General features: G+C 73.3%; 20 protein-coding genes. 14 read left to right on the forward strand and 6 right to left on the reverse strand.

Annotated elements, in window-relative coordinates:
- Nucleotides 1-226: 226 nt before the first annotated feature.
- Nucleotides 227-928 carry a DUF1275 family protein gene (locus ACTJIY_RS17490; protein ID WP_440674991.1) on the reverse strand — a complete coding sequence of 234 codons (702 nt, stop codon included), beginning with the start codon at nucleotides 926-928 and terminating at the stop codon, nucleotides 227-229.
- Nucleotides 929-1,034: 106 nt separating this feature from the next.
- On the opposite strand from ACTJIY_RS17490, the gene ACTJIY_RS17495 reads away from it, so the two are divergent.
- The 9 genes from ACTJIY_RS17495 (at nucleotide 1,035) to ACTJIY_RS17535 (ending at nucleotide 12,725) form a co-directional block, all read left to right on the forward strand.
- Nucleotides 1,035-2,234 (forward strand): ROK family transcriptional regulator, encoded by a 1,200-nt coding sequence (locus ACTJIY_RS17495; RefSeq protein WP_353709034.1) that lies wholly within the window; start codon nucleotides 1,035-1,037, stop codon nucleotides 2,232-2,234.
- 68 nt (nucleotides 2,235-2,302) lie between these two features.
- Nucleotides 2,303-3,607 (forward strand): extracellular solute-binding protein, encoded by a 1,305-nt coding sequence (locus ACTJIY_RS17500; protein WP_353709035.1) that lies wholly within the window; start codon nucleotides 2,303-2,305, stop codon nucleotides 3,605-3,607.
- A gap of 85 nt (nucleotides 3,608-3,692) precedes the next feature.
- Nucleotides 3,693-4,589 carry a carbohydrate ABC transporter permease gene (locus ACTJIY_RS17505; protein WP_353709036.1) on the forward strand — a complete coding sequence of 299 codons (897 nt, stop codon included), beginning with the start codon at nucleotides 3,693-3,695 and terminating at the stop codon, nucleotides 4,587-4,589.
- Nucleotides 4,586-5,428 (forward strand): carbohydrate ABC transporter permease, encoded by an 843-nt coding sequence (locus ACTJIY_RS17510; protein ID WP_440674990.1) that lies wholly within the window; start codon nucleotides 4,586-4,588, stop codon nucleotides 5,426-5,428. Before ACTJIY_RS17505 ends, ACTJIY_RS17510 begins: the two co-directional genes overlap by 4 nt.
- Nucleotides 5,429-5,474: 46 nt before the next feature.
- Nucleotides 5,475-6,941 carry a glycoside hydrolase family 3 protein gene (locus ACTJIY_RS17515; protein WP_440674989.1) on the forward strand — a complete coding sequence of 489 codons (1,467 nt, stop codon included), beginning with the start codon at nucleotides 5,475-5,477 and terminating at the stop codon, nucleotides 6,939-6,941.
- On the forward strand, nucleotides 6,938-8,143 hold the full coding sequence (gene nagA / locus ACTJIY_RS17520; RefSeq protein ID WP_440674988.1) for an N-acetylglucosamine-6-phosphate deacetylase: 1,206 nt from the start codon (nucleotides 6,938-6,940) through the stop codon (nucleotides 8,141-8,143). The genes ACTJIY_RS17515 and nagA overlap by 4 nt, the downstream gene beginning before the upstream one ends.
- Before the next feature lie 240 nt (nucleotides 8,144-8,383).
- The gene (gene thiD / locus ACTJIY_RS17525; RefSeq protein WP_440674987.1) at nucleotides 8,384-9,202 is read left to right on the forward strand and encodes a bifunctional hydroxymethylpyrimidine kinase/phosphomethylpyrimidine kinase; all 819 of its coding nucleotides are present in this window, start codon (nucleotides 8,384-8,386) and stop codon (nucleotides 9,200-9,202) included.
- Nucleotides 9,203-9,408: 206 nt separating this feature from the next.
- A complete protein-coding gene (locus ACTJIY_RS17530; protein ID WP_440674994.1) occupies nucleotides 9,409-12,030 on the forward strand; it encodes a phosphoenolpyruvate carboxylase in 2,622 nt (873 codons plus the stop codon).
- Between the two features lie 329 nt (nucleotides 12,031-12,359).
- Nucleotides 12,360-12,725, forward strand: coding sequence for an STAS domain-containing protein (locus tag ACTJIY_RS17535; protein ID WP_253050176.1), 366 nt, complete (start codon nucleotides 12,360-12,362; stop codon nucleotides 12,723-12,725).
- A 6-nt stretch (nucleotides 12,726-12,731) separates the two neighbouring features.
- Here ACTJIY_RS17535 and ppgK read toward each other — a convergent pair whose 3' ends face one another.
- Together ppgK and map are read right to left on the reverse strand one after the other, a co-directional pair.
- Complete coding sequence (gene ppgK, locus ACTJIY_RS17540) at nucleotides 12,732-13,508, reverse strand: polyphosphate--glucose phosphotransferase (protein WP_440674986.1); 777 nt, start codon at nucleotides 13,506-13,508, stop codon at nucleotides 12,732-12,734.
- Nucleotides 13,505-14,416 carry a type I methionyl aminopeptidase gene (gene map, locus ACTJIY_RS17545; protein WP_353709041.1) on the reverse strand — a complete coding sequence of 304 codons (912 nt, stop codon included), beginning with the start codon at nucleotides 14,414-14,416 and terminating at the stop codon, nucleotides 13,505-13,507. The genes ppgK and map overlap by 4 nt, the downstream gene beginning before the upstream one ends.
- Nucleotides 14,417-14,485: 69 nt before the next feature.
- Here map and ACTJIY_RS17550 point away from each other — a divergent pair, with 69 nt between their 5' ends.
- Both ACTJIY_RS17550 and ACTJIY_RS17555 read left to right on the forward strand, forming a co-directional pair.
- Nucleotides 14,486-14,707 carry an SPOR domain-containing protein gene (locus ACTJIY_RS17550; RefSeq protein ID WP_253050171.1) on the forward strand — a complete coding sequence of 74 codons (222 nt, stop codon included), beginning with the start codon at nucleotides 14,486-14,488 and terminating at the stop codon, nucleotides 14,705-14,707.
- On the forward strand, nucleotides 14,704-15,621 hold the full coding sequence (locus ACTJIY_RS17555) for an N-acetylmuramoyl-L-alanine amidase (RefSeq protein ID WP_253050169.1): 918 nt from the start codon (nucleotides 14,704-14,706) through the stop codon (nucleotides 15,619-15,621). The genes ACTJIY_RS17550 and ACTJIY_RS17555 overlap by 4 nt, the downstream gene beginning before the upstream one ends.
- A gap of 45 nt (nucleotides 15,622-15,666) precedes the next feature.
- Here ACTJIY_RS17555 and panB read toward each other — a convergent pair whose 3' ends face one another.
- Both panB and ACTJIY_RS17565 read right to left on the reverse strand, forming a co-directional pair.
- Entirely contained in the window at nucleotides 15,667-16,515 is an 849-nt protein-coding gene (gene panB / locus ACTJIY_RS17560; protein ID WP_253050167.1) for a 3-methyl-2-oxobutanoate hydroxymethyltransferase, read from the reverse strand.
- Nucleotides 16,516-16,573: 58 nt separating this feature from the next.
- Nucleotides 16,574-18,277 (reverse strand): NAD+ synthase, encoded by a 1,704-nt coding sequence (locus tag ACTJIY_RS17565; RefSeq protein WP_440674985.1) that lies wholly within the window; start codon nucleotides 18,275-18,277, stop codon nucleotides 16,574-16,576.
- 117 nt (nucleotides 18,278-18,394) lie between these two features.
- Between ACTJIY_RS17565 and glnA the strand changes: the two genes are divergently transcribed.
- Complete coding sequence (gene glnA, locus ACTJIY_RS17570; protein WP_253050163.1) at nucleotides 18,395-19,732, forward strand: type I glutamate--ammonia ligase; 1,338 nt, start codon at nucleotides 18,395-18,397, stop codon at nucleotides 19,730-19,732.
- On the forward strand, nucleotides 19,729-22,872 hold the full coding sequence (locus ACTJIY_RS17575) for a bifunctional [glutamine synthetase] adenylyltransferase/[glutamine synthetase]-adenylyl-L-tyrosine phosphorylase (protein ID WP_440674984.1): 3,144 nt from the start codon (nucleotides 19,729-19,731) through the stop codon (nucleotides 22,870-22,872). The genes glnA and ACTJIY_RS17575 overlap by 4 nt, the downstream gene beginning before the upstream one ends.
- Before the next feature lie 52 nt (nucleotides 22,873-22,924).
- Here ACTJIY_RS17575 and ACTJIY_RS17580 read toward each other — a convergent pair whose 3' ends face one another.
- On the reverse strand, nucleotides 22,925-23,566 hold the full coding sequence (locus ACTJIY_RS17580) for an NADPH-dependent F420 reductase (RefSeq protein WP_353709043.1): 642 nt from the start codon (nucleotides 23,564-23,566) through the stop codon (nucleotides 22,925-22,927).
- 87 nt (nucleotides 23,567-23,653) lie between these two features.
- Here ACTJIY_RS17580 and ACTJIY_RS17585 point away from each other — a divergent pair, with 87 nt between their 5' ends.
- The gene (locus ACTJIY_RS17585; protein ID WP_253050157.1) at nucleotides 23,654-25,249 is read left to right on the forward strand and encodes an SLC13 family permease; all 1,596 of its coding nucleotides are present in this window, start codon (nucleotides 23,654-23,656) and stop codon (nucleotides 25,247-25,249) included.
- The last annotated feature ends 44 nt before the right edge of the window (nucleotides 25,250-25,293 follow it).

Here is a 25,293-nt window from a genome sequence, read left to right on the forward strand (position 1 = left end):
ACGTCCTCGTCCAGGACCGCGGCCTCGCCGTGCACGTGCGCGTCCACGAACCCCGGCAGCACCAGCCGCCCGCCCGCCTCGACGATCGCCACGTCCTCGGGCAACGCCCGCGCCCCGGCCGCAGGGCCGACGCTCTCGACCCGGCCCCCACGGACCGTCACGTCCACGGGGGAGGAGGCCCCGCCGTCGGGTCCGACCAGCCGAGCACCACGGACCACCAGCCCACTCACCGCGCGACACCGTCTCGGTTCGTGTGCCCGAGCAGTGCGGCGATGGCGGTGATCGCGGCGCTCGCCGCGATGCCCGCCACCAGGTGGAGCTGCAGGAGCAGCGCGCCCGCCAGCGCGCCGAGGATCATGAGGACGACGGCGGCGCCTCGGCGCGCCCATGGCTGGTCGACGCGGTGGCCGAGCCATGAATCGGCGGCGAGGCCGGTGATGGTCGACGTGACGACGACGGTGGTCACGTCGGCGACCTTGACGTGTCGGGCGGCGGCCGCCTGGGCGCCCATCGCGAGAGCGAGGAACGCCGTCACGAGCATCCCCAGCACCGACGGAGCGGAGGTCTCGTGGGTCCCGAGATCGCCCGCGAGGGCGAGCGCTGCGCCGAGGGTGAGAAGGGTCGTGACGCCGAGAAGGAGGGCGCGGGTCCGTGGGGTCCACCCGGTGACGGAACCGCGGAGGACCCGTCCACCGAGCGCGGCGCCGAGGACGAACGCGCCGAGCGCGAGCGACGGCCCCGCCACGGGTAGGTCCGCGCCGGCCAGGCCCATGCCGAGGATGACGACGTTGCCGGTCATGTTCCCGGCGAACACCCGGTCGAGGCCGAGGTAGCCGACGGCGTCGATGACGCCGGTCGAGAACGTGAGGGCCAGGAGCTGGGGGACCGGGCTGAGCGGAGCGCGGGCGGTGGGGCGCCGGTTCTGCACGTGAGGCTGCCTTTCGTCGGTGGTGAGTTCCGCAGAGGGGGTGACAAGACGGGGGGAGGTGTGTCTACACTCTCCGCACCTCATTATTCTCAAGCTGAGAGAAATTATGCACCCTGCCACTGAACCCCGTGCCACCAACCGCAGCGCGATCCTGTCCGTGCTGCTGTCGGGGCAGACCCTGGAGCGCAGCCAGATCGTGGAGGCGACCGGGCTCAGCCGTGCGACCGTCTTCCGGGTCGTCGACGACCTGCGGTCTCGCGGGCTCGTTCGCGACGCCGCGACGCTGCCGTCGTCGAGCCCGGGCCGGCCGTCGACGCCGGTCGTCTTCGACGGGAGCGTGCAGACCGTGTGCGGGGTCGACCTCGGTGGGACCAACTGCCGCTTCGCCGTATCGGACACGCTCGGACGGACACTGGTCCGTTCGAAGCACCCGACGCCCCGGCAGCTCGACGGACCGGCGATGGGCACCTGGATGGCCGAGCGTGTGCACGAGCTCGTCGCGCTCACGGCCGAGGACCACGGTGCCCTGGGGGCGGTGGCGATCGGCGTGCCGGGTGCCGTCTCCGGCGACAAGACCGCCGTGGTGGGGTCTCACAACCTCCCGCAGATCCTCGGGACCACGTTCATCGACACGTTCCGCGACGGGGTCGGTGTGCCGACGACGCTGGACAACGACTCCAACCTCGCCCTCGTGGGCGAGCTCCAGTACGGCGGGCTCGCCGAGAACGAGACGGCGGCGCTGCTGACGCTCGGCACGGGCCTCGGCTCGGCGGTCGCGCTGCGTGGTCGCGTGCTCTACGGACGCACGGGCGTGCTCGGCGAGTTCGGCCGCCTGCAGGTGCCCGGGACCGAGACCCGACTGCGTGACCTCGTCTCTGGCGCCGGCCTCGTGGCCTTCGCCCAGGAGCGCGGCCACGACATCACCTCGGCGCGCGAGGTGCTCGACGAGCCCGAGCGCTTCCCCGACCTCGTCCCCCTCATCCGGTCTGCGCTCGTCCACCTCGTCTCGCTCGTCGGCCTGTCCTACGAGCCGCGGACCGTCATCGTCACCGGCGGCTTCGCGGACGGGCTCGAGGACGAGACCCTCGACGCAGTCCAGGCGCAGGTCCTCGACCTGGTGGGCGTCAGCACGGTCCTGCGCCGGACCGAGCTCGGCGACTTCGCCGGGCTGCTCGGCGCGCTGGCGGTCGCGCTCGGCGACCTCTATGCCTCCCTCGGCGTGCTCGAAGAGCACATCAGCCGCATCGACGTGGACCGGGCTCGGGCCGTCAAGGCACTCGAAGACGTCCCGGTCCACGCCCCCTGACGACGGCGCGCCGCGCCGCGTTCCCCGAGAAAGCACGACGACGTGGTTTCCCCACGGAAGGAAGTTCCATGAAGTTCAGCAGGACGGCCCTCGCTGGCGGGGCACTGACCATCACTCTTCTGCTCACCGCAGGGTGCGCCGGCGGTGCGGGGGGCACCGACGGCGGCGAGGAGTCGGGCACGCTCACGGTCTGGATGATGACCGGTGGCCCGGGCGACTCGCCCCTCGTGGAGGAGGTGAACGAGGCGTTCGCGACGAAGCACCCCGACATGGACGTCAAGGTCGAGATCCAGCAGTGGGACAACATCGCCACCAAGATCACGACGGCCCTCGCCTCCGGCAACGGGCCGGACATCGTCGAGATGGGCAACACCCAGACGGCGCTGCAGACGTACTCCGGCGCTCTGCTCGACCTCACCGAGGACAAGGACTCGTTCGAGGACTCGGGCTCCTGGCTCGCGGGCCTCGCCGAGCCTTCGACCCTCGACGACCACCTCTACGCCACGCCTCTCTACGGCGGCACGAAGGTCGTCATGTACAACACCGAGATGTTCGCGGCGGCGGGGATCACACAGCCGCCCGCGACCCTCGACGAGCTCGAGCAGGCATGCGTCGCCCTGGCGGAGTCGTACTCCGACCGGGCCAACTACTCCGGGTTCTACATGCCGGGGCAGTACTGGTTCGCGGGCGCGCCGTTCGTGTTCGGTGCCGGGGGAGAGCTCGCCGAGAAGGACGGCGACCAGTGGGCCGGGGTGCTCAGCTCGCCCGAGTCGCAGCGAGGCCTGGAAGCCTGGCGGGACTTCCAGAACACGTGCTCCACGCCGTCGTCGACCGGCGTGAACACCAACAGCCCGGACCAGGACCAGCTCTTCGCGGACGGACAGGCGGCGATGCTGTACGTCAAGGCGTGGGAACCGGCGGCCGTCATCGAGAAGAACCCTGACCTCGAGGGCAAGCTCGGCTACTTCGTCATGCCGGGCTACACGGCGGGGGAGCCGCTGCCGACGATCGTCGCCGGCTCGACCATCGGCATCTCGGCAGCGACCGACAAGCCCGAGGCGGCCAAGGACTGGCTGCGCATCATCACCGGCGCGGACTTCCAGGGCCGGATGGCGCAGGAGCTCAACCTGCTGCCGATCTCCCCGTCGTTCATGCCGACCGAGGGCGTCACGGAGGCGCTCACCGTCGGCGCCCAGGCCGTGGAGATCAACCACGCGCTCCCGGTGACCCCGGGTCAGGCGACGTTGGACGGCGAGCGCTACAACGAGCAGTTCTTCGCCTCGATCGCTGCGGGGAAGGACATCCCCGCGTCGGCGAAGGCGTACGACGCGCACGTCGCGGAGGTGTTCAACGCGACGGGGTCCGGCTCCTGACATGGCGATCCAGACCCACAGTGCGGTGAGTCCCGAGGCACCGCCTCGGGGCTCCCGCGCCCGCCCTCCGTCCTCGTCGGGGCGCGTGCGTCCTCGGCGTTCACGACTGCCGTACGGCCTCGTCGCCCCGGCCGTCCTCGTCCTCGTGGTCGTCCTCGGCTACCCGATGGTGCGACTGCTCATGCTGTCGTTCCAGCGGTTCGACGCCCGCTCGCTGTTCACCGGTGACGCGCCGTTCGTCGGGCTCGACAACTACACGGCGATCCTGGCGGACGGCACGTTCTGGGGCGTCGTCGCCCGCACGGCCGTCGTCACGGTCGTCTGCGTCGGCGTCATGATGGTGGTCGGGTTCGCTCTCGCCCAGGTCCTCGTGCGCACGTCCGCCTGGGCACGGCTCACCCTCATGGTCTGCCTCGTCCTGGTCTGGGCGATGCCGATGGTCTCGGCGGCGCTCGTGTGGCAGTGGCTCTTCCAGCCGCAGTACGGGGTCGTGAACTGGCTGCTCACCCAGCTACGGATCTTCGGTGACCTCAGTGCGCACGACTGGTTCTCCCACCCCGCGCAGGCCCTGGGCCTCATCATCCTCCTCATCGTGTGGAAGGGCCTGCCCTTCGTCGTCCTGACCCTCTACGCCGCGATGGGTCAGATCCCGCACGAGATGTACGAGGCCTCGGGTCTCGACGGCGCGGGGCGGTCGCAGACCCTGCGCTACATCACGCTCCCGATGCTGCGGCCGGTGCTGGCGATCCTCGTCGTGCTGGAGGTCATCTGGTCCGTCAACTCGTTCACGCCGTTCTGGGTCCTCACCCAGGGCGGCCCGTCCGGACAGACGACGACCCTGTCGGTCTACGCCTACGTCCGAGCCTTCACGGCGAACGACTACGGGGCGGGCGCGGCGATCTCGATCGTCACGATCGCGCTGCTCTCCGTCTTCGCCGTCTTCTACGTGCGCCGGCTGGCGAAGGACGGTGAGGTCTCATGAGCGTGCCACGCAGCTTCCGCACCCGACGGCGCACGAGCGCCAACGTCGTGGCGATCCTCGTCGCCGTCGTCGTGATCTTCCCGGTCTACTGGATGTTCTCCACGGCGTTCAAGCCGCCGGGGCAGATCATGTCCGCCACGCCCCAGTTCCTCCCGTGGCCCGTCAGCACGGAGAACTTCGGTCGCGCTCTCGGCGCGCCCGAGTTCCTCACGTACCTGCGCAACTCCCTGACCGTGTCGCTCGCGACCGTGGTGCTGGCGATGGTCGTGGCTGTCGGCGCCGCCCTCGCGACGGTCCGGTTCTCCTTCTTCGGCCGCAAGACGCTGCTCGTCGTGCTCGTCCTCGTGCAGATGGTTCCCGGGTCGGCGATGGTCATCCCTCTCTACCTCATGCTCCGTGAGATCGGGGCGCTGGACATGGTGCCGGGGCTCGTCCTGACCTACCTCACGTTCGTCCTGCCGTTCACGGTCTGGAACCTGCGAGGGTTCGTGGCCGCGGTTCCGGTCGAGCTGGAGGAGGCGGCCATGATCGACGGCTGCAGCAGGTTCCACGCGTACCGGCGTGTCGTGCTTCCGCTGCTCGCGCCAGGCATCGTCGCGACGTCGATCTTCGCGTTCATCAACGCGTGGGACGACTACCTGTTCGCCTACGTCCTGATGCGGTCGCAGGAGAACTACACCCTGCCGGTCTGGCTCGTGTCCTTCAGCACCTCGGTCCAGGTGGACTACGGCGCGACCATCGCCGCGTCCGCGATCTTCTCCCTGCCCGTGCTCGTGTTCTTCCTGTTCGTCCAGCGCCGCCTCGTGGGCGGCCTCACCAGCGGGGCGGTCAAGGGATGACCTCGTCGTCGTCCCTCGCCGTCGCCACGTCCCTCCAGGAGCTGCCATGACCAGCCTCGAAAGGCTCGCCCACTCCGTCCTCTTCCCCGCGCTGGGGCGCCCCACGGTCCCGCGGTGGATCGACGGACCGGTCGCCGAAGGGCTCGGCGGCTTCGTGCTCTTCGGCAAGGACATCGTGTCCGGGCCGCAGCTCGCCGGTCTCACCGCCGCTCTGCGCGAACGTGCCCCTCACCTCCACCTCGCGATCGACGAGGAGGGTGGTGACGTGACGCGGCTCGACCATGTCGGAGGCGTCGCCACGCCCGGCAACCTCGCCCTCGGCCGCGTCGACGACGTCGCTGCGACCCGGGACGTCGCCTACCAGATCGGGCTGTCGCTGCGCGCGGTCGGCGTGGACTGGGACCTCGCACCTGCCGTCGACACCGCGGTGAACCCCTTCAGCCCCAACGGCGTGCGGTGCTTCGGCAGCGACCGTGCCCACGTGTCCAAGCACGCGGCGGCGTGGATCGACGGACTCCAGTCGGCTGGCGTCAGCGCGTGCGCCAAGCACTTCCCCGGGCACGGGCTCAGCGGGACGGACGCGCACCTGGGCACGCCGAGCATCGACCTCCCGGTGGCCGAGCTCGTCGATCACTACCTCGATCCGTTCAGGGCCGCCGTCGCAGCCGACGTGGACTCGATCATGGTCTCGCACCCGCAGGTCACGGCCCTCGACGACGTCCCGGCCTCGATCAGCGCTCCCGTCATCACCGGACTGCTGCGCGAGGAGCTCGGCTTCGACGGCGTCGTCATCACCGACGCGCTGGAGATGCAGGGTGTCGCGAGCGTCGCGCCGCTCCCTGATGCGGCCGTCCGCGCGCTGCGCGCCGGCGCGGACGCCCTCTGCCTCGGCGCGTGGTCGTACGGCGAGGACGTGCGCATCGCCGCTCGCTCGATCGTCGACGCCGTGCATGCCGGCGACCTGCCGCTCGCCCGCCTCGAACGAGCCGCCGAGCGGATCGCCCGGCTGGGCGAGCGCCGTGCCACCAGGGCCGACGCCGCGGACCCGGAGACCGGCGTGCGGATCGCACGCCGTGCCGTCGAGGTCCACGGCAGCACGAGACTGCGCGGCGACGCGGTGCTCGTCGTGCGCCTGGAGCCGGTCGCCTCGCCCGCCTCGGGCCGAGGCGGGGCCGAGATCGAGTCCGTGCTCGCCGACGGCGGGCACACGGTCGAGAGCGTCCGGGTCGCGGGCGACACCTACAACGGCGCCGGGATCGTCCACGCGGCGATCTCGGAGTTCCGCGAGGAGCACGGCCCGCGCGGCGACGTGGTCGTGCTGGTCCGCAGCCCCCACCGGTACGCATGGCAGGAGCCCGTGCTCGACCGCATCCTCGCGACGACCCCGGACGTCGTGGTGCTCGACATGGGGTTCGTCCACTGCGACTTCTCCGAGGCTCGTGGCTGGGTCCGCACCTACGGGGCGTCGCGCGCATGCGTCACGGCCGCTGCCGAGGTGCTGGTGCCGGCGTGACGGCACCTGTGCGGACGTACGTCGACGCCCGGCTCGTGCTGCCGGGGCGCATCGAGCGCGGATGGCTCCGGACGGAGGGCGGGCTCGTCGCGGCGGTCGGGCCGGGCGCACCGGGATCCGGCGACCAGGGAGAGCGCGTCCCGCTCGACGACAACTATCTCCTTCCGGGACTGGTCGACATGCACTGCCACGGCGGCGGGGGCGCCTCGATGTACAGCGGGGACCCCGACGACGTCCGTCGCGCGGCCCGTGCACACCGTGACCGGGGGACGACGGCGATGCTCGGCTCCGTCGCGACCGTCGAGCCGGACGCGATGCTCGCGGCCGTGCGCGCCGTACGCGACGCCGTGCTCGACCCGGACGTGCCCAACCTCGTGGGGGTGCACCTGGAGGGGCCGTTCCTCGCCGCGAGCCATCGCGGGGCTCAGACGCTCGCGGCCCTGAGGGCTCCCGACACCCGCATCATGGACGACCTGCTCGACGCGGCGTCGGGCGTCCCGGTCGTCATGACGATCGCGCCTGAGCTCGACGGCGCGACGGAGCTGATCCGCGACTTCGCGGGCCGGTGCCTCTTCGCGGTCGGGCACACGTCGGCGACCCATGCGCAGGTCGTCGCCGCGGTCGAGGCAGGGGCGCGGCACGTGACGCACCTGTTCAACGCCATGCCTCCGCTCCACCACCGCGACCCGGGCCCGGTCGCCGCCGCGCTCAGCGACAGCCGGCTGACGTTCGAGATCGTGGGCGACGGCCACCACGTGCTGGCGCCTGCGCTGGACGTGGCCGTCCGGGCAGGTCGAGACCGCACCGTGCTCGTCACGGACGCGATGGCCGCCGCCGGGTTGGGCGACGGTCGGTACACGTTCGCCGACCGCACGGTCGACGTCGTCGACGGCGTGGCTCGCCTCGCGGGCACCGACCGTATCGCCGGGTCCACCGCCTTCCTGGTCGACTGCGTCCGCAACGCGGTCGACGCGTCTGGTGCGGACCTGGTCGACGCGGTGCGCATGGCGTCCTCGACGCCCGCCCGGGCCCTGTCGCTACGAGGTCGCGGCGCGCTCGCGGCAGGCGCCCGGGCCGACCTGCTCGTCCTCGACGACGCGCTCCAGCCCGTCGCAGTCGTCGTCGGCGGCGAGGACGTCGAGTGCGCGGCCGACGCGGCACGGAGCGAAGCCGTGCTGGGAGGTCGTGATCGCTCCCGGTGACGTGGTCGCGAGCAGCGCCGACGACCCCGGTACGAGGTCGTGCGCACGCACGACGATCTCGACCGCGGGACACCCCGGAACCGTTGTCGTTCCAACGGTTCCGGGGTGCCTGTGCGCGTCAGGTACGGTTGTCGTCCGGAGGGCCCCGCGCCCCCGGCGTACAGACCGGCTCGTCCGCCCGCCTCTCCCGGCAGGACCGGGAGGAGGGACACCCCCCGTCCACTCGTGCCGAGGAGCACCATGTCGCACAACGGCCCCCACACGGCCCCGCTCGCCTACGTCATCGCCGGGTCGGAGGCGACCGGCGGCGCCGGCATCCAGGCCGACCTCAAGACGTTCCAGGAGCTGGGCGCGTACGGCGTCGGCACGCTGACGTGCATCGTCTCGTTCGACCCGAGGAACGACTGGGGCCACCGGTTCGTCCCGGTCGACCCCCAGGTGATCGCCGACCAGTTCGAGGCGGCGACGGTCACGCACGAGCCGTCGGTCGTGAAGATCGGCATGCTCGGCACGCCCGCGACGATCGACGTCGTCGCCGAGTCGCTGCGCTCGCGCGCGTGGGAGCACGTCGTGCTCGACCCGGTGCTCATCTGCAAGGGCCAGGAGCCGGGCGCCGCCCTCGACACGGACACCGCGCTGCGCGCGCAGGTCCTCCCGCTCGCGACCGTCGTGACGCCCAACCTCTTCGAGACGCGCACGCTCGCGGGCGTCGAGTCGATCGAGACCGTCGAGGAGCTCGTCGAGGCGGCGCGCACGGTCCAGGCGCTCGGCCCGCGGGCCGTCGTCGCGAAGGGCGGCGTCGAGCTGCCCGGGCCCGACGCGGTCGACGTGCTGGTGGACGGCGACGAGGTGCACGTGCTGCGCACCCCGAAGATCGGCGAGGAGCGCGTGAGCGGGGCGGGCTGCACGTTCGCCGCCGCGATCACCGCCGAGCTCGCCAAGGGCGCGTCGGTGCTCGACGCCGTGCGCGTCGCCAAGGACGTCGTCACCGCCTCGATCGAGGACCGTGTGGCGTCGAACGCGCCGTTCGACGCCGTGCGCGTCGGCGCGCGGCGCTGACAACCGCGCGACCGGCGCTCGACCGACGATCACCCCTCGGACGCCTTCACGTCCCCTGACGGTCAAGGAATACTCTCGTCACCGTGAACGACCTCTCCCCTTCGGAACTGTCCCCGTCGCCGGGTGCTGCCGACGCCCCTGACCGGGTCGTCGCCGACGTCTCCGACGACACCGGGCACGCGGGGCGCGGCCTCGCCCGCCACGACGTGCCCGCCCCGCTGCGCGACGACGTCCGCCTGCTCGGCGGTCTGCTCGGCACCGTGCTCCGCGAGACGGGCGGGCAGGACCTGCTCGACGACGTCGAGCGCCTGCGCGAGCTGTCCATCCGCGCGTACGACGACCCGTCCGGCGCGGTGCTCGCCGAGGCGGAGACGCTCGTCGAGGGCCTCTCCATGGCGCGCGCCGAGCAGGTCGCCCGCGCCTTCACGTGCTACTTCCACCTCGCGAACCTCGCGGAGGAGTACCACCGCGTGCGCGTCCTGCGCGAGCGCGAGGCCGAGTTCGCGACCCGCGCGACGACGCCCGACGACTCCCTCCCGGAGGCGTTCGAGCAGCTCGTCGGCGAGGTGGGCCGCGACGAGGCGCTGCGCCGCCTCCGCCGTCTCGAGTTCCGCCCCGTGCTCACGGCCCACCCGACCGAGGCCCGCCGTCGTGCGGTGTCCGGCGCGGTCCGCCGCATCGCGACCCTGCTCGACGAGCGGGACGCGCAGCGCCTCGGCGGCACGTCGCTCGCGGAGAACGAGCGCCGCCTGCTCGCCGAGATCGACACGATGTGGCGCACCGCCCCCATCCGCGAGCACAAGCCGTCCGTCCTGGACGAGGTGCGGACGGCGCTCGGCGTGTTCGACGCGACGATGTTCGACACCTTCCCCACGGTCTACCGCCGCCTGGACGACTGGCTCCTCGGCGACGAGGCGGGGCGCGAGGAGCCGCTCGTGCGGCCGTTCGTCAGCCTCGGCACCTGGATCGGCGGCGACCGCGACGGCAACCCCAACGTCACGGCCGAGGTCACGCGCCAGGCCGCGGCGATCGCGGCGGACCACGCGCTCGCGGCGCTCGAGCAGCAGACGCGCGCCGTCGGCCGCAAGCTCACGCTCGACCAGGACGGCACGCCGCCGTCGGACGGGCTGCGGACGCTCTGGGAGCGGCAGCGCCGCCTCTCGGAGACCGTGACGTCCGCCGCGTCGGCGGCGTCCCCGCGCGAGCCGCACCGCGCGGTCCTGCTCGTCGTGGCGGAGCGCATCGCCGCGACGCGAGCCCGCAACGCGGACCTCGCGTACGCGACGGCGGAGCAGCTCGAGTCCGACCTGCGGGTCGTCCAGGAGTCGCTCGTCGCGGCGGGCGCGCCCCGCGCGGCGTACGGCGACCTGCAGCAGCTCGTGTGGCAGGTGGAGACGTTCGGCTTCCACCTCGCGGAGCTCGAGGTGCGTCAGCACTCCCAGGTCCACGAGGCGGCGCTCGCGGAGATCGCGGAGAAGGGGCTGCGCGGAGACCTGTCCGACCGGACGCGCGAGGTGCTCGACACCTTCCGCGCGCTCGGCTCGGTCCAGGAGCGCTACGGCGTCCGCGCCGCGCGCCGCTACATCGTGTCCTTCACGCAGAAGCCCGAGCACCTCGCGGCGGTGTACCAGCTCGCGGAGCTCGCGTTCGAGGGCTCCGACGAGGTTCCGGTCGTCGACGCGATCCCGCTGTTCGAGACCTTCGCGGACCTCCGCGCGAGCGTCGACATCCTCGAGTCGATGCTCACGCTGCCCCAGGTGCAGCGCCGGCTCGCCGAGAACGGGCGCCGCGTGGAGGTCATGCTCGGGTACTCGGACTCGTCGAAGGACGTCGGTCCGGTCTCGGCGACGCTCGCGCTGCACGACGCGCAGAGTCGCATCGCGCAGTGGGCCGAGCGGCACGACGTCACGCTCACGCTGTTCCACGGCCGGGGCGGGGCGCTCGGTCGCGGGGGCGGTCCGGCGAACCGCGCGGTGCTCGCCCAGCCGCCGGGCTCGGTCGACGGCCGCTTCAAGCTCACGGAGCAGGGCGAGGTCATCCTCGCGCGCTACGGCGACCCGACCATCGCGTCGCGCCACATCGAGCAGGTGGCCGCGGCGACCCTGCTCGCGTCGGCGCCGTCGACGGAGAAGCGCAACGCCGAGGCGACCGAGCGGTACCGCGACCTGGCCGCGGCCCTCGACGCGTCGTCGCGCCGCCGGTTCCACGAGCTGGTCCGCGCGGACGGCTTCCCGCAGTGGTTCGCCCAGGTGACGCCGCTCGAGGAGGTCGGCCTCCTGCCGATCGGCTCGCGCCCGGCCCGCCGTGGCCTGTCCGTCTCCTCGCTCGACGACCTGCGAGCCATCCCGTGGGTGTTCTCGTGGTCGCAGGCGCGCATCAACCTGGCCGGGTGGTACGGGCTCGGGACGGCGCTGAAGGAGTTCGGGGACCTCGACCTGCTCCGTGAGGCGCACCGCGAGTGGCCGCTGTTCGCGACGCTCCTCGACAACGTCGAGATGTCGCTGGCCAAGACGGACGAGCGGATCGCGGAGCGGTACCTCGCGCTCGGCGGGCGCGACGACCTCGCGCAGGCCATCCTCGACGAGCTGCGGCTCACGCGCGAGCAGGTCCTCGCGGTCACGGAGAACGCGTGGCCGCTCGCCGGGCGCCGGGTGCTGGGACGCGCGGTCCAGCTCCGCAGCCCGTACGTCGACGCGCTCTCGCTGCTCCAGGTCCGCGCCCTGCGCGGTCTGCGCTCCGGCGCGGAAGGGCCGGTCAAGGACGAGCTGCAGCACCTCCTGCTGCTCACCGTGAACGGCGTCGCCGCCGGCCTGCAGAACACGGGCTGACGCGCAGCGTCCGAGCGAGCCCGACGGCCGCCACGTCGACCCGGCAGCGGGTCCGTGGCGGCCGTCGTCGTCTGGACACCCGTCCAACTGTTGAATGAATCCTCAACGATCGCTCCGGGGAACGATGTCGAAACCGCCCTGGGTAAAGTCTTGGCCAGAGGCCTACCAGCCAGCGGCATCCGTGGGGTACGCTGGCGACGTCCGATCACGCCGGAGCCGTCTCGTCGCCCGATGACGTACGACAGGAGGCCCCGACCGATCGACAGCGTCAGGCAGGTGGCGCGTACTCGTCGGGGTGGGCGAGGCAGGGCGGGACGAAGGGCGGGGCAGTGTTGGTGCAGGAGCTGGAGCGGAGCGACGCCGAGGCGGGAACGGGCGGCATCCGGCTGCTCGAGGAGCCCGAGGCGAGCGTCGTGGACATGTGGGGCGAGATCGACGTCGCCCTCCGCAGCGAGGCGAGCGCCGCGCTCGCGAACGCGCTCGAACGGGACGTCCCCGTGGTGATCGACACGTCCAAGGTGACGTTCATGGACTCCACGGGCATCGCGTTCCTCGTGCAGTTCTACACGATCGGCTCCGAGGAGGGGCTGTCCGTCACGTTGCGCAACCCGCCGACGGTCGTGACCGACGTCCTCGAGATGCTCGGCGTCATCGACATCTTCGGCACGGAGCGCCGCGAGGTCACGACGAGCTGACGCCGGTCAGCGTGCGTCCGCCGCGAGCGACGCCGCGCCGACGATGCCGGCCGCGTTGCGGAGCTGCGCCGGGACGATGGGCGCCCGCAGGTGCAGCAGCGGGAGGAAATGCTCGTGCTTCTTGCTCACGCCGCCGCCCACGACGATGAGGTCGGGCGAGAACAGGTCCTCCACGACGCCGAAGTAGCGCTGCAGCCGCTCGGCCCACTGCGCCCAGTCCAGGTCCTCGCGGTCGCGCGCCGCGTCCGAGGCGCGCGTCTCGGCGTCGTACCCGTCGATCTCCAGATGCCCGAGCTCGGTGTTCGGGAGCAGGTGGCCCTCGACGAGGATCGCGCTGCCGATCCCGGTGCCGAGCGTCGCGACGAGCACGACCCCGTCCGCGTCGCGCGCCGCGCCGTACCGCACCTCGCCGACTCCGGCGGCGTCCGCGTCGTTGACCGCGACGACGTGGCGCCCGGTCTCGCGCGCGACGAGCGCGGGCAGGTCGACACCGGTCCACGACTGGTCGAGGTTCGCGATGAAGCGCACCACCCCGTGCTGCAGCGGCGCCGGGAAGGCGACGCCGATCGGCACGTCCTGCGGGAGGTCGTACTCGCCCACGAGCTCCGCGATCACCTCGGCCACGGCTTGCGGGGTCGAGGGCTGGGGCGTCGGGATGCGGTGGCGCTCCTGCGCGAACTCGCCGGTGGTCAGGTCGACCGGCGCGCCCTTGATGCCGCTGCCGCCGATGTCGATGCCGAAGGCGGTACGGGGGGCGCCGTAGGTGTTCTGGTGAGCGTTCATGGCAGTGTGAGGATCTCCGCTCCGTCGTCGGTCACCAGCAGCGTGTGCTCGAACTGCGCGGTCCGCGACGCGTCCGCGGTGACTACCGTCCACCCGTCGTCCCACATCCGCCACTCGGACGTGCCGAGCGTGAGCATCGGCTCGATCGTGAAGACCATGCCGGGCTCGATGACGGTCGCGTGGTCGGGCGCGGCGTCGTAGTGCGGCACGACGAGGCCCGAGTGGAAGGCGCGCCCCACGCCGTGCCCGGTGTACTCGCGCACGACCCCGTAGCCGAACCGGGCCGCGTAGCGCTCGATGACGCGCCCCACCACGTTGATCTGGCGTCCCGGAGCGACGGCCTTGATGCCGCGTGCGAGCGCCTCGCGCGTGCGCTCGACGAGCAGCGCGGACTCCTCGTCGACCGTGCCCACGGTGAAGGTCGCGTTGGTGTCGCCGTGCACGCCGCCGACGTACGCGGTGATGTCGACGTTGACGATGTCGCCCTCGACGAGCGCCGTCGAGTCGGGGATGCCGTGGCACACGACCTCGTTGAGCGACGTGCACAGCGACTTGGGGAACCCTCGATACCCGAGGGTCGAGGGGTAGGCGCCGTGGTCGAGGAGGAACTCGTGCCCGACGCGGTCGAGCTCGTCGGTCGTGACGCCCGGGGCGACGTGGCGCCCGACCTCGACGAGCGCCTGCGCCGCGATCCGGGACGCGGCGCGGATCCGCTCGATCGTCTCGGTGTCGTTGACCTCGCTGCCGGTGAACGGCCGCGGGCCGGGCCGCCCGACGTACTCGGGACGCTCGATCGACGCGGGCACCGCGCGCAGCGGTCCGACGACGCCCGGGACGAGCGGGCCGCGCCGCGCCGGGCCGGGAGGTGCGACGGCGTCGGACGAGGTGGGGGACGGGGTGGGGCTCATGGCGGCTAGTCTACGAAGGCGCGCGGGGCGCGGACGGACAGGCGGCCCGGGATGGGGGAGGATCGGAGCATGAGCACCGGATCACGCTTCACCGACGACGGCGAGCCCGCGACCGAGGACGAGTACTACTTCGACACCCGCACGGGCGAGGTGCACCGCGGCCCGAGCGGCTCGTGGTCGCACCGCATGGGTCCGTACCCGACGCGCGAGGCCGCGGAGAGAGCGCTGGAGACCGCCCGCGAGCGGTCCGACGCCTGGGACGAGGAAGAGCGCCGCGAGCGCGGCGAGTGACCCACGCGCCACCACCCGGCCCGCGGCGCGCCTGGTCGGGGCGCCTCGGGCTGCTCCTCGCGGGGCTCGCGGTCGGCGCGCTGACGTTCCTCGTCGCGCTGCAGGTCCGGGCTGGCTCCGGGGGAGGTCCGACGACGGTCCGCCCGTCCGGCGACGCGGTCGCCTCGGCCCCGGCACCCGGACCGACGACCGCCTCCCCGGACCCGACGGCCGCGACGACCGAGCCGCCGCCCCCGCTCGCGGGGCTCACGGTCGCCGTCGACCCCGGGCACAACGGCGGCAACGGGGCGAACCCGCTCACCGTCAACGCACCCGTGCCCGACGGGCGGGGCGGCACCAAGGCCTGCAACACCGTGGGCGCGTCCACGGACGCGGGCTACCCGGAGCACGCGTTCACGTGGGACGTGAGCAGCCGCCTCGCCGAGCGGCTCACCGGGCTCGGCGCGGTCGTCGTCCTCACCCGGCCCGACGACGCGGGCGTGGGCCCCTGCGTCGACGCGCGGGGCCGCTTCCCGCAGGAGAACGACGCCGACGTGCTCGTCTCGGTCCACGCCAACGGCACGGAGGACCGCAGCGCGCACGGGTTCTTCGCGATCGTGTCCGACCCGCCGGTCGACGAGGCCCAGGGGGCGCCGAGCGTCGCGCTCGCGCACGAGCTCGTCACCGCGCTCGGCGAGGCCGGCTTCGCGCCGTCGACGTCCGTCGCGGCCGACGACGGTCCCGTCCAGCGGCGCGCCGACCTCGCGACGCTCAACCACGCCGAGCGCCCCGCGGTCATGCTCGAGCTGGGGGAGATGCGCAACCCCGACGAGGCCGCGGTCATGGAGTCGGAGGAGGGTCGCCAGCGCTACGCCGACGCTCTCGCCGCGGGGCTCGTGGCGTGGGCGGCCGACGGCGGCGCGGACGCCGGCTGAGCGCCGTCGTTCCCGCCGCCGTCGCCCCGCCCGGAGCACGGTGGGTCAGCGCGCGAAGCTGTGCGCGTCGTCGGGGAACGTGCCGCCGCGCACGTCGGCCGCGTAGTCGGCCGCGGCCTGGCCGAGCGCGGCGCCGATCTCGGCGTACCGCTTGGCGAAGCGTGGCGACCAGTCCGTCATGCCCGCCATGTCGGTCCAGACGAGCACCTGGCCGTCGCACGCCGCGCCCGCGCCGATGCCGATCGTCGGGATGCGCAGGATCTCGGTGATCCGCGCGGCGACCTCGACCGGCACCATCTCGAGCACGACGGCGACGGCGCCCGCATCGGCCACCGCGAGGGCGTCCTCGCTGAGCCGCTCCGCGGCGTCGTCGCCCCGGCCCTGGACCCGCGGCCCGCCGAGCGCGTTCTCGGACTGCGGCGTGAAGCCGAGGTGCCCCACGACGGGGATGCCGGCGTCGGTCAGGGCGCGGATCTGCGCGGCGCTGCGACGCCCGCCCTCGAGCTTGACCGCGTTCACGCCGGTCTCCTTGAGGAACCGCACGCCCGTCGCGAGCGCCTGCTCGGCGCTCGCCTCGTACGACCCGAACGGCAGGTCGACGACCGTGAACGCGCGGCGTGCGGCGCGCGCGACGGCGCGGGCCGGCGGGATCAGGTCGTCGACCGTGACGGGCAGCGTCGTCGCGTGCCCGTGCATCGTGTTGCCGATCGAGTCGCCGACCAGCAGCATGTCGATCCCCGCGTCGTCGAAGATCCGCGCGGTCACGGCGTCGTACGCGGTGAGCATCGTGATCTTCTCGCCGCGCGCCTTCGCCTCGGCGAGGTGGTGCACGCGGACGCGGCGCGGTCCCGTGCCGCCGGTCGCGGCGGGCTCGGGGGCGGTGTGAGCAGACATGACGGCCTTTCCTGGGTGCGGGGTACGGGTCGGGCGGCGCGCGGGGTGACCGGCGCCGTCAGTCGAGCGGCTCGCGCCAGCGGTTGGTGATGGGCAGGCGACGGTCGCGGCCGAACGCGAGGGCGGTGACCTTGGGGCCCGGCGGGTACTGGCGCCGCTTCCACTCGGCGCGGTCGACGAGCGTGACGACCTTGTCGACGACCTCGGGGTCGAACCCGCGCGCGAGCAGCTCGGCGCGGCCCTCGGCGTGCTCGATGTAGGCGTCGAGCACCTCGTCGAGCAGGTCGTACGGCGGGAGCGAGTCCTGGTCGGTCTGGCCGGGGCGGAGCTCCGCCGACGGGGGCTTGGTGATGGACGACTCGGGGATCGGCGGGATCTCGCCCCGGTCGACCGCCTCGTTGTTGCGCCAGCGCGCGAGCTGCCAGACGCGCGACTTGTCGACGTCCTTGAGGGGCGCGTAGCCGCCGATGCTGCCCGCGTCGTAGATCGTCGCGTAGCCCGTCGCGAGCTCGGACTTGTTGCCCGGTGCGATGACGAGGTGGCCCTCGCGGTTGGAGATCGCCATGAGGATCACCCCGCGCACGCGCGCCTGGAGGTTCTCCTCGGCGACACCGTCGAGCGCGAGCTCGCCCTGGAACGCCTCGACCATCGGCGCGATGGGCTGGACGCGGTAGTCGGCGCCGAGGCGCTTGGCGAGGTCCGCGGCGTCGTCCTTGCTGTGGTCGGACGAGTACCGCGACGGCATGGAGACGCCGACGACGTTCTGGCCGCCGATCGCGTCGGCGGCGATCGCCGCGGTGAGGGCGGAGTCGATCCCGCCCGAGACGCCGAGGACGACCGAGCGGAAGCCGTTCTTGCGGACGTAGCCCGCCAGCCCGGTGACGCACGCCCGGTAGACCTCTTCGTCGGGGTGCAGCTCGGGGGCGCGCGGCCCGCGGGGGGCGCCGTCGGCCGGCAGGTCCCACACGAGCAGGTCCTCGACGAACTGCGGCGAGGTCGCGACGACCGTTCCCGCGGCGTCGGTGACGAACGAGCCGCCGTCGAACACGAGGTCGTCCTGGCCGCCCACGAGGTTGACGTACGCGACCGGGGCGCTCACCTCGCGCGCGCGCCGCGCCGCCAGGTCGGTGCGGACGTGCCCCTTGCCCTCCTCGTACGGCGAGCCGTTGAGCACGAGCAGCAGGTCGAGCCCGTTCCCCGCCTCGTCGAGCGTCGCCATCTCGGCGACCGGGCCGCCGTCCTGCCAGATGTCCTCGCAGATCGCGATGCCGACGCGGCGTCCCTCGACCTCGACGACCGTCGTCGTCTCGCCCGGCGCGAAGATCCGGAACTCGTCGAAGACGCCGTAGTTGGGCAGGTGGTGCTTGTCGTACGCGGCCTGCACGACGCCGTCGCGCAGCACGACCGCGCGGTTCGTCGGGAGGTCCGCGGGCGAGCCCGAGGCCTCGCGCTCCGCCGCGCCCGCACCGCGCGGCGCCCCGGAGGTCCCCACGGTGCCGAGCACCACGGTGATCCCGCCGAGCCCGTCCGCGTCGAGCCGGGCCGCGATGTCCGCGGCGGCGTCCCACGCCGCCCGGCGGAACGACGCGCGCAGGGCGAGATCCTCGATCGGGTAGCCGGTGAGGGTCATCTCCGGGAACGCGACGAGCCGCGCGCCCGCCGTCGCGGCCTCCCGGGTGCGCGCGAGGACGAGGGCGGCGTTGCCGTCGAGGTCCCCCACGCACGTGTCGACCTGTGCCAGCGCGACGCGCAGATCAGCCATGCCGCCAGCCTAGACGAGCCCGGGCGCGCGGCCCGTCCGCGGGGTCGTGCGACGGCGCGACGTCCGCCACACGTGCGTGTCACCCGTTCGTCACACGGATCAGGCAGGATGTACCGCATGGACAGGCAGCAGGAGTTCGTGCTCCGCACGGTCGAGGAGCGCGACATCCGCTTCATCCGGCTCTGGTTCACCGACGTGCTGGGCATGCTCAAGTCGGTGGCGATCGCGCCGGCGGAGCTCGAGTCGGCGTTCGCCGAGGGCATCGGGTTCGACGGCAGCTCGATCGAGGGCCTGACGCGCGTGTACGAGGCCGACATGATCGCCAAGCCGGACCCGACGACGTTCCAGGTGCTCCCGTGGCGCGGCGAGCGGCACGGCACCGCGCGCATGTTCTGCGACATCCTCACGCCGGACGGCGAGCCGTCCCTCGCGGACAGCCGGAACGTGCTCAAGCGCGCCCTCGCCAAGGCGAGCGACAAGGGGTTCACGTTCTACACGCACCCCGAGGTCGAGTTCTACCTGTTCAACCAGCCCGCCGACGCCGAGCACGGCCTCGTGCCCGTCGACCAGGGCGGGTACTTCGACCACCTCGCGCGGGGATCGACGCACGACTTCCGCCGCGCCGCGATCACGATGCTCGAGTCCATGGGCATCTCGGTCGAGTTCTCCCACCACGAGGCGGGGCCCGGCCAGAACGAGATCGACCTGCGCTACGCCGACGCCCTCACCACGGCAGACAACCTCATGACGTTCCGGACGGTCGTCAAGGAGGTCGCGCTCGAGCAGGGCGTGTTCGCGTCGTTCATGCCCAAGCCGATGGCCGAGCACCCCGGCTCCGGCATGCACACGCACCTGTCGCTCTTCGAGGGCGACCGCAACGCGTTCCACGAGCCCGGCGCCCAGTTCGAGCTGTCCAAGACGGCGCGCCAGTTCATCGCGGGGCTCCTGGTCCACGCGGCGGAGATCACCGCGATCACCAACCAGTACGTGAACTCGTACAAGCGCCTGTGGGGCGGAGCCGAGGCGCCGAGCTACGTGTGCTGGGGCCACAACAACCGCTCCGCGCTCGTGCGCGTGCCGATGTACAAGCCCGGCAAGGGCAACTCGAGCCGCGTCGAGTACCGTGCGCTCGACTCGGCCACCAACCCGTACCTCGCGTTCGCCGTCATGCTCGCCGCCGGTCTCAAGGGCATCGAGGAGGGCTACGAGCTGCCCGAGGAGACCGAGGACGACGTGTGGGAGCTCACCGACGCCGAGCGTCGTGCCCTGGGCATCAAGCCGCTCCCGCAGTCCCTCGACGAGGCCATCGCGGTCATGGAGAGGTCGGAGCTCGTGGCGGAGACGCTGGGCGAGCACGTCTTCGACTTCGTGCTGCGCAACAAGCGGCAGGAGTGGGACGGCTACCGCGCGCAGGTCACGCCGTTCGAGCTGAAGCGGTTCCTCCAGGTCCTGTGAGCGCGACGACGTCGGGCCGGTCCGGCGGTTCCCGCCGGCCGACGCTCACGGGGCGCCTCGCGCGCATCGGCTTCGCCGACATCTCGCGCTCGGCGGGCCTGCTCGCGGACCCTGACCTCGCGCTCCTGCTCGACGGCGGACGACCGCCGGGAGCGGACGGGGAGACGGAGGAGCCGGCGTCCGCGGTGGACGACGAGCTGCTCGCCGCCTTCGGCGGGGCAGCCGACCCGGACCTCGCGCTCCTGCAGGTCGTGCGGCTGGCCGGCGCGCTGCGGCCCGACGTCGAGGAGCGCTCGCCGCTCGCGGACCTCGCCCGGCGCACCCTGCGGCCCGGCGAGGCACGTGACCGCCTGCTCGCGGTGCTCGGCGCCTCGGTCGCGCTCGGTGACGACGTCGTGCGTCGTCCCGCGCTGCTCGAGATCCTCGCGGACCCGACCCCCGGGACCGGGGTGGACGCGCGAGACGTGCGGGCCGAGCTCCTGCGCGCGGCGGGCGCCGACCCGGACGCGGCGGTGCCCGTCGCCGACCAGCCCGGACCGGAGCGGGTGGACGCGCTGCGCCGCGCCTATCGCGAGCGGATCCTGCGCATCGCCGCCACCGACCTCACCGTGCCCGACCCGCTCACGCGCATGCCTGCCGTCGGGGCGGCGCTCGCGGACCTGGCCGCGGCGGCGCTCGAGGGCGCGCTCGCGATCGCCCGCGCGGAGCTCGACGACCACGGTGCGGGCGTGCGGCTCGCGGTCATCGGCATGGGCAAGTGCGGGGCGCGCGAGCTCAACTACATCTCCGACGTGGACGTCGTCTACGTCGTCGAGCCCGCCGAGGGGCACGACGAGGCGTACGCGACGACGGTGGGGGCCCGGCTCGCGACGAGTCTCGCGCGCGTGTGCTGGGGCACCTCGGGGGAGCCCGCCCTGTGGCAGGTCGATGCCGCGCTGCGTCCCGAGGGCAAGCAGGGCCCGCTCGTGCGCACGCTCGCGAGCCACGTCGCGTACTACGAGCGGTGGGCCAAGACCTGGGAGTTCCAGGCGCTGCTCAAGGCGCGCACGGTCGCAGGGGACCGGGACCTGGGGCGCGCGTACGAGGAGGCGATCGCGCCGTTCGTGTGGTCGGCGGCGGGTCGGGAGAACTTCGTCGAGGACTCGCAGGCGATGCGCCGGCGCGTCGAGGACCACGTGCCCGCGGCCGAGGCCGACCGTCAGCTCAAGCTCGGCAAGGGCGGGCTGCGCGACGTCGAGTTCACCGTCCAGCTCCTGCAGCTCGTGCACGGGCGGTCGGACGAGTCGATCCGCAGCCGGGGCACGCTCACGGCGCTCGCCGAGCTCGCCGCCGCCGGGTACGTCGGCCGCGAGCACGCGGCCCGGCTCGGAGTCTGCTACCGGTTCCTGCGCTCGCTCGAGCACCGCATCCAGCTCTACCGGCTCCGGCGCACCCACCTCGTGCCGACCGCCGAGGACGAGCTGCGCCGTCTCGCGCGGTCGCTCGGGATGCGCGCCGAGGGCGCCGAGGGCCTCACCGAGCGCTGGCGCGCGACGCGCCGCGAGGTGCGGGGCCTGCACGAGGAGATCTTCTACCGCCCGCTCCTGCCCGCCGTCGCGCAGCTCTCCCCGGACGAGGTGAGCCTCGCCCCGGAGGCGGCGAAGGCGCGCTTCGCGGCGATCGGCTACCGCGACCCCGCGGGCGCGATGCGCCACGTCACGGCGCTCACCGAGGGCGTGAGCCGACGTGCGGCGATCCAGCGCCAGCTCCTGCCCGTCATGCTCGGCTGGTTCGCCGAGGGCGCGGACCCCGACGCGGGCCTGCTCGCGTTCCGCACGCTCTCCGAGAAGCTCGGCGCGACCCACTGGTACCTCAAGCTGCTGCGCGACTCCGGCTCCGCGGCGCAGCGGCTCGCGCACCTGCTCTCGAACTCGCGCTACATGGCCGACGCGCTCGCCCGGTCGCCCGAGTCCGTCCGGTGGCTCGCGGACGACGCCGACCTCGCGCCGCGCGGCATCCAGCGGCTCACGGCCGAGACCGACGCGATCCTCACGCGCGCCGACGAGGTCGAGCCCGCGACGGTGAGCCTGCGCGCGGTGCGCCGGCGTGAGCTCGCGCGGACCGGCGCCGCCGAGCTGCTGGGAGTCGTCGACGCGGTCGACGCGGCCCGGAGCATCTCCGACGCCGCGGACGTCGTGCTCGCGGGCGCGCTCCGGATCGCCGAGTTCGTCGCGCGCGGCGAGCTCGGGTACGACGCCCAGGACCCCGGGTCCGCCCCGGCTCGCCTGCTCGTCGTCGCGATGGGACGCCTCGGCGGGCGCGAGATGGGCTACGGCTCGGACGCCGACGTGATGTTCGTGCACGACCCGCGGCCCGGCGTCCAGAGCAGCGACGCCCAGGCGTACGCGCTCGCCGTCGCGACGCGGCTGCGCCAGCTCCTGTCCGCCGTCGGCCCGGAGCCCGCGCTCCCGGTCGACGCCGACCTGCGGCCCGAGGGGCGCAACGGCCCCCTCGTGCGTTCGCTCGCGTCGTACGCCGAGTACTACGAGCGGTGGTCGAGCGTCTGGGAGGCGCAGGCGCTGCTGCGTGCGCGCCCGGTCGCGGGCGACCTCGACGGGCTCGGCGCGGAGCTCACCCACGTCGTCGACGGCCGCCGCTACCCGCAGGGCGGGCTCGACGTCGCGGAGGTGCGCGAGGTGCGGCGCATCAAGGCGCGCGTCGAGTCCGAGCGGCTCCCGCGAGGCGTCGAGGCCTCGCGCCACCTCAAGCTCGGCCGCGGGGGAGTGTCGGACGTCGAGTGGACCGTCCAGCTCCTCCAGCTCCAGCACGCCCACGACGTGGCCGGGCTGCGCACCACGTCGACCGTCGACGCGCTCGAGGCCGCCGTGACGGCCGGGCTCGTCGAGGCGGACGACGCCGCGGTCCTCGGCGAGGCCTGGCACCTCGCGTCCCGGCTGCGCAGCGCGCTCGTGCTGTGGTCGGGCCGGACGACCGGCACGACCGTGGACGTGCTGCCGCACGACCGGTTCGCGCTCACCGGGCTCGCGCGCGTGCTCGACCTGCCGGACGTCGACACGGGCGCGGAGCTCGAGGAGCACTTCCTGCGCACCGCGCGGCGCGCCCGGACCGTCATGGAGCGCGTCTTCTACGGCGAGGACTGAGCCCGACGCCGCGCGACGGACGAGCTCGGCCCGGGCTGCCCGTCGCGCGCGATCAGATCGTGCGGGGAGCGCGGGCGAGGTTCTCGCGCAGCTCGTCGGCGTCCTGGCGCGCGACGTAGGCCGGCCGGTCCCGCTCCACCCGCCACGACTCCGCGAGCGGGCTCGTGTCGACCGTGTCGAAGCCGAGCTCGTCGTAGAAGCTCGCGACCCAGTCCGCCGCCTCCGGGAAGTCGCTCGCGGTCGCCAGGGCGCGGCGTCCCGGCGTGCCCGCGGGGGTCCCGTCGGTCGTGATGTCCGTCGACCGGATGTGGTTGAACGCCTTGGCCACCTTCGACCCTGCCAGGTGCTCCTGGAGCAGGCCCGACGACGTGGCCTCGCCGCGGTCGAGCGCCTCGACGTGCCCGTCGCGCTCCCAGTAGTAGTTGTTCGCGTCGAGCACGATCTTCCCGTCGAGCGGCTCGACCGGGACCTTGCGGTACGCCCCGAAGGGCACCGCCACGACGGCGACGTCCGCGGCCCGCGCGGCGTCCTCCGCCGTCGCCGACCGCGCCCGCGGGCCGAGCTCGGCGACGAGGTCGTCGAGGGTCCGGGGGTCCCGCGAGTTCGCGATGACCACGTCGTAGCCGTGGGCGATCGCCGCCCGGGCGACCTGAGAGCCGATGTTGCCTGCGCCGATGATCCCGAGAGTCGTCATGGTCATCGACAACGCACCGGCGCGCCCGCTATTCCGGTGACCTCCCGGACGGGGTCGTGTGGCATCCTTCCGTCCCAGGGGGTGCCCATGATCGATCCGCTGGTCGCGACGTTCGTGATCCTCGCGTTGGCGGTCGTCGGCTTCATGACGAACCGGCTCCCGCTCGTGGTCGTCGCGCTCTTCGTGCCCGTCGCGCTCTGGGCGACGGGGGTGCTGCCGCTGGACGCCGCGCTGGGTGGCTTCAGCGACCCGATCGTCCTGTTCATCGCGACCCTGTTCGTGCTCAGCGACGCGCTGGACTCCACGGGGATCACCGCGTGGATCGGGCAGTGGCTCGAGCGGCGTGCGTCCCTCGGCCGCGCCGGGCTGCTCGCGCTGATGGTCGGGGTCGCCGCCCTGCTCGCGGCCGTCATCAGCATCAACGGCGCCGTCGCGGCGCTGCTCCCGGTCGCGGTCGTGGCCGCCGCGCGGGCCGGCATCGTCCCCTCGCGCATGCTCGTCCCGCTCGCGTTCGCCGCGGGCGCCGGATCGCTCCTGACGCTGACCGGCACGCCCGTGAACATCATCGTGTCCGAGGCGGCGGCCGAGGCGGGCGGTCAGGAGTTCGGCTACTTCGAGTTCGCGCTGGTGGGGATCCCGCTCGTCCTCGCCACGGCCGTGCTCGTCGTGACGCTCGGCGACCGGCTGCTGCCGGAGCGTGTCCCCGAGCACCTCGCGGACACGGCCACCGACCCGCGCGAGCGGGTGCGCTCGTGGCGCGAGAGCTACCCCGCGGACCTGGACACGGGTCGCCTGTTCACGGGCGGCACAGGGGTCGTCGAGGTGCTCATCGCGCCCCGCTCCACGCTCGTGGGGCGCCGGGTGAGCCCCGGCATGACGACGCGGGACGAGGGCCTCGTCGTGCTCGCCATCCGCCGCGGTGACGGCAGCACCACGGGCCCCGAGTCCGAGGCCCCCTCGGGTCCGATGATCCTCCAGCCCGGCGACGCCGTGCTCGTGCGCGGGCCGTGGGACGCGCTCCACCGGTACACCCAGTCGCCCGACGTCATCGCCGTCGACTCCCCGCGCAGCCTGCAGCGCGGCGTCCCGCTCGGACGCGGCTGGCGGCGCTGCCTCGGGGTGCTGGTCGCGACGATCGTGCTGCTCGCGACCGGGGTCGTGCCGCCGGTCATCGTGGGCCTGCTCGCGGCGGGCGCCCTCGTGCTCCTGCGGGTCGTCACCGTGCCGCAGTCGTTCCGCGCGATCTCGTGGGACACCGTCGTGCTCATCGCGGCCCTCATCCCGCTGTCCGCGGCGTTCGTCTCCTCGGGCGCGGCCGACGCGATCGCGGACGTCGTGCTCCGGCTCACCGGCGGCGGCTCCCCGCACCTCGCGCTGCTCGTCGTGTGCGTGCTCACCCTCGTGCTCGGCCAGTTCATCTCGAACGTCGCGACGGTCCTCGTGATGGCGCCGGTCGCGGTGTCGTTCGCGCAGACGCTCGGGGTGAGCGTGCAGCCGTTCATGATGGCGCTCACGGTCGCGGGCGCCGCCGCGTTCCTGACCCCGATCGCCACGCCGGTCAACCTCATGGTCCTGCAGCCGGGCGGCTACCGGTTCGGCGACTACTGGCGCCTGGGCCTGCCCCTCGCGGTCGTGTTCCTCGCCGCCGCGGTCCTCTACGTGCCGCTCGTCTGGCCGTTCTGACGCGCTTCACGGCACCGCCGGCGTGCCGTGGCAGGAAGCCGCCG

The sequence above is a fragment of the Cellulosimicrobium sp. 22598 genome, from assembly GCF_052044445.1.
GTDB classification, from domain to species: Bacteria; Actinomycetota; Actinomycetes; order Actinomycetales; family Cellulomonadaceae; genus Cellulosimicrobium; species Cellulosimicrobium cellulans_G.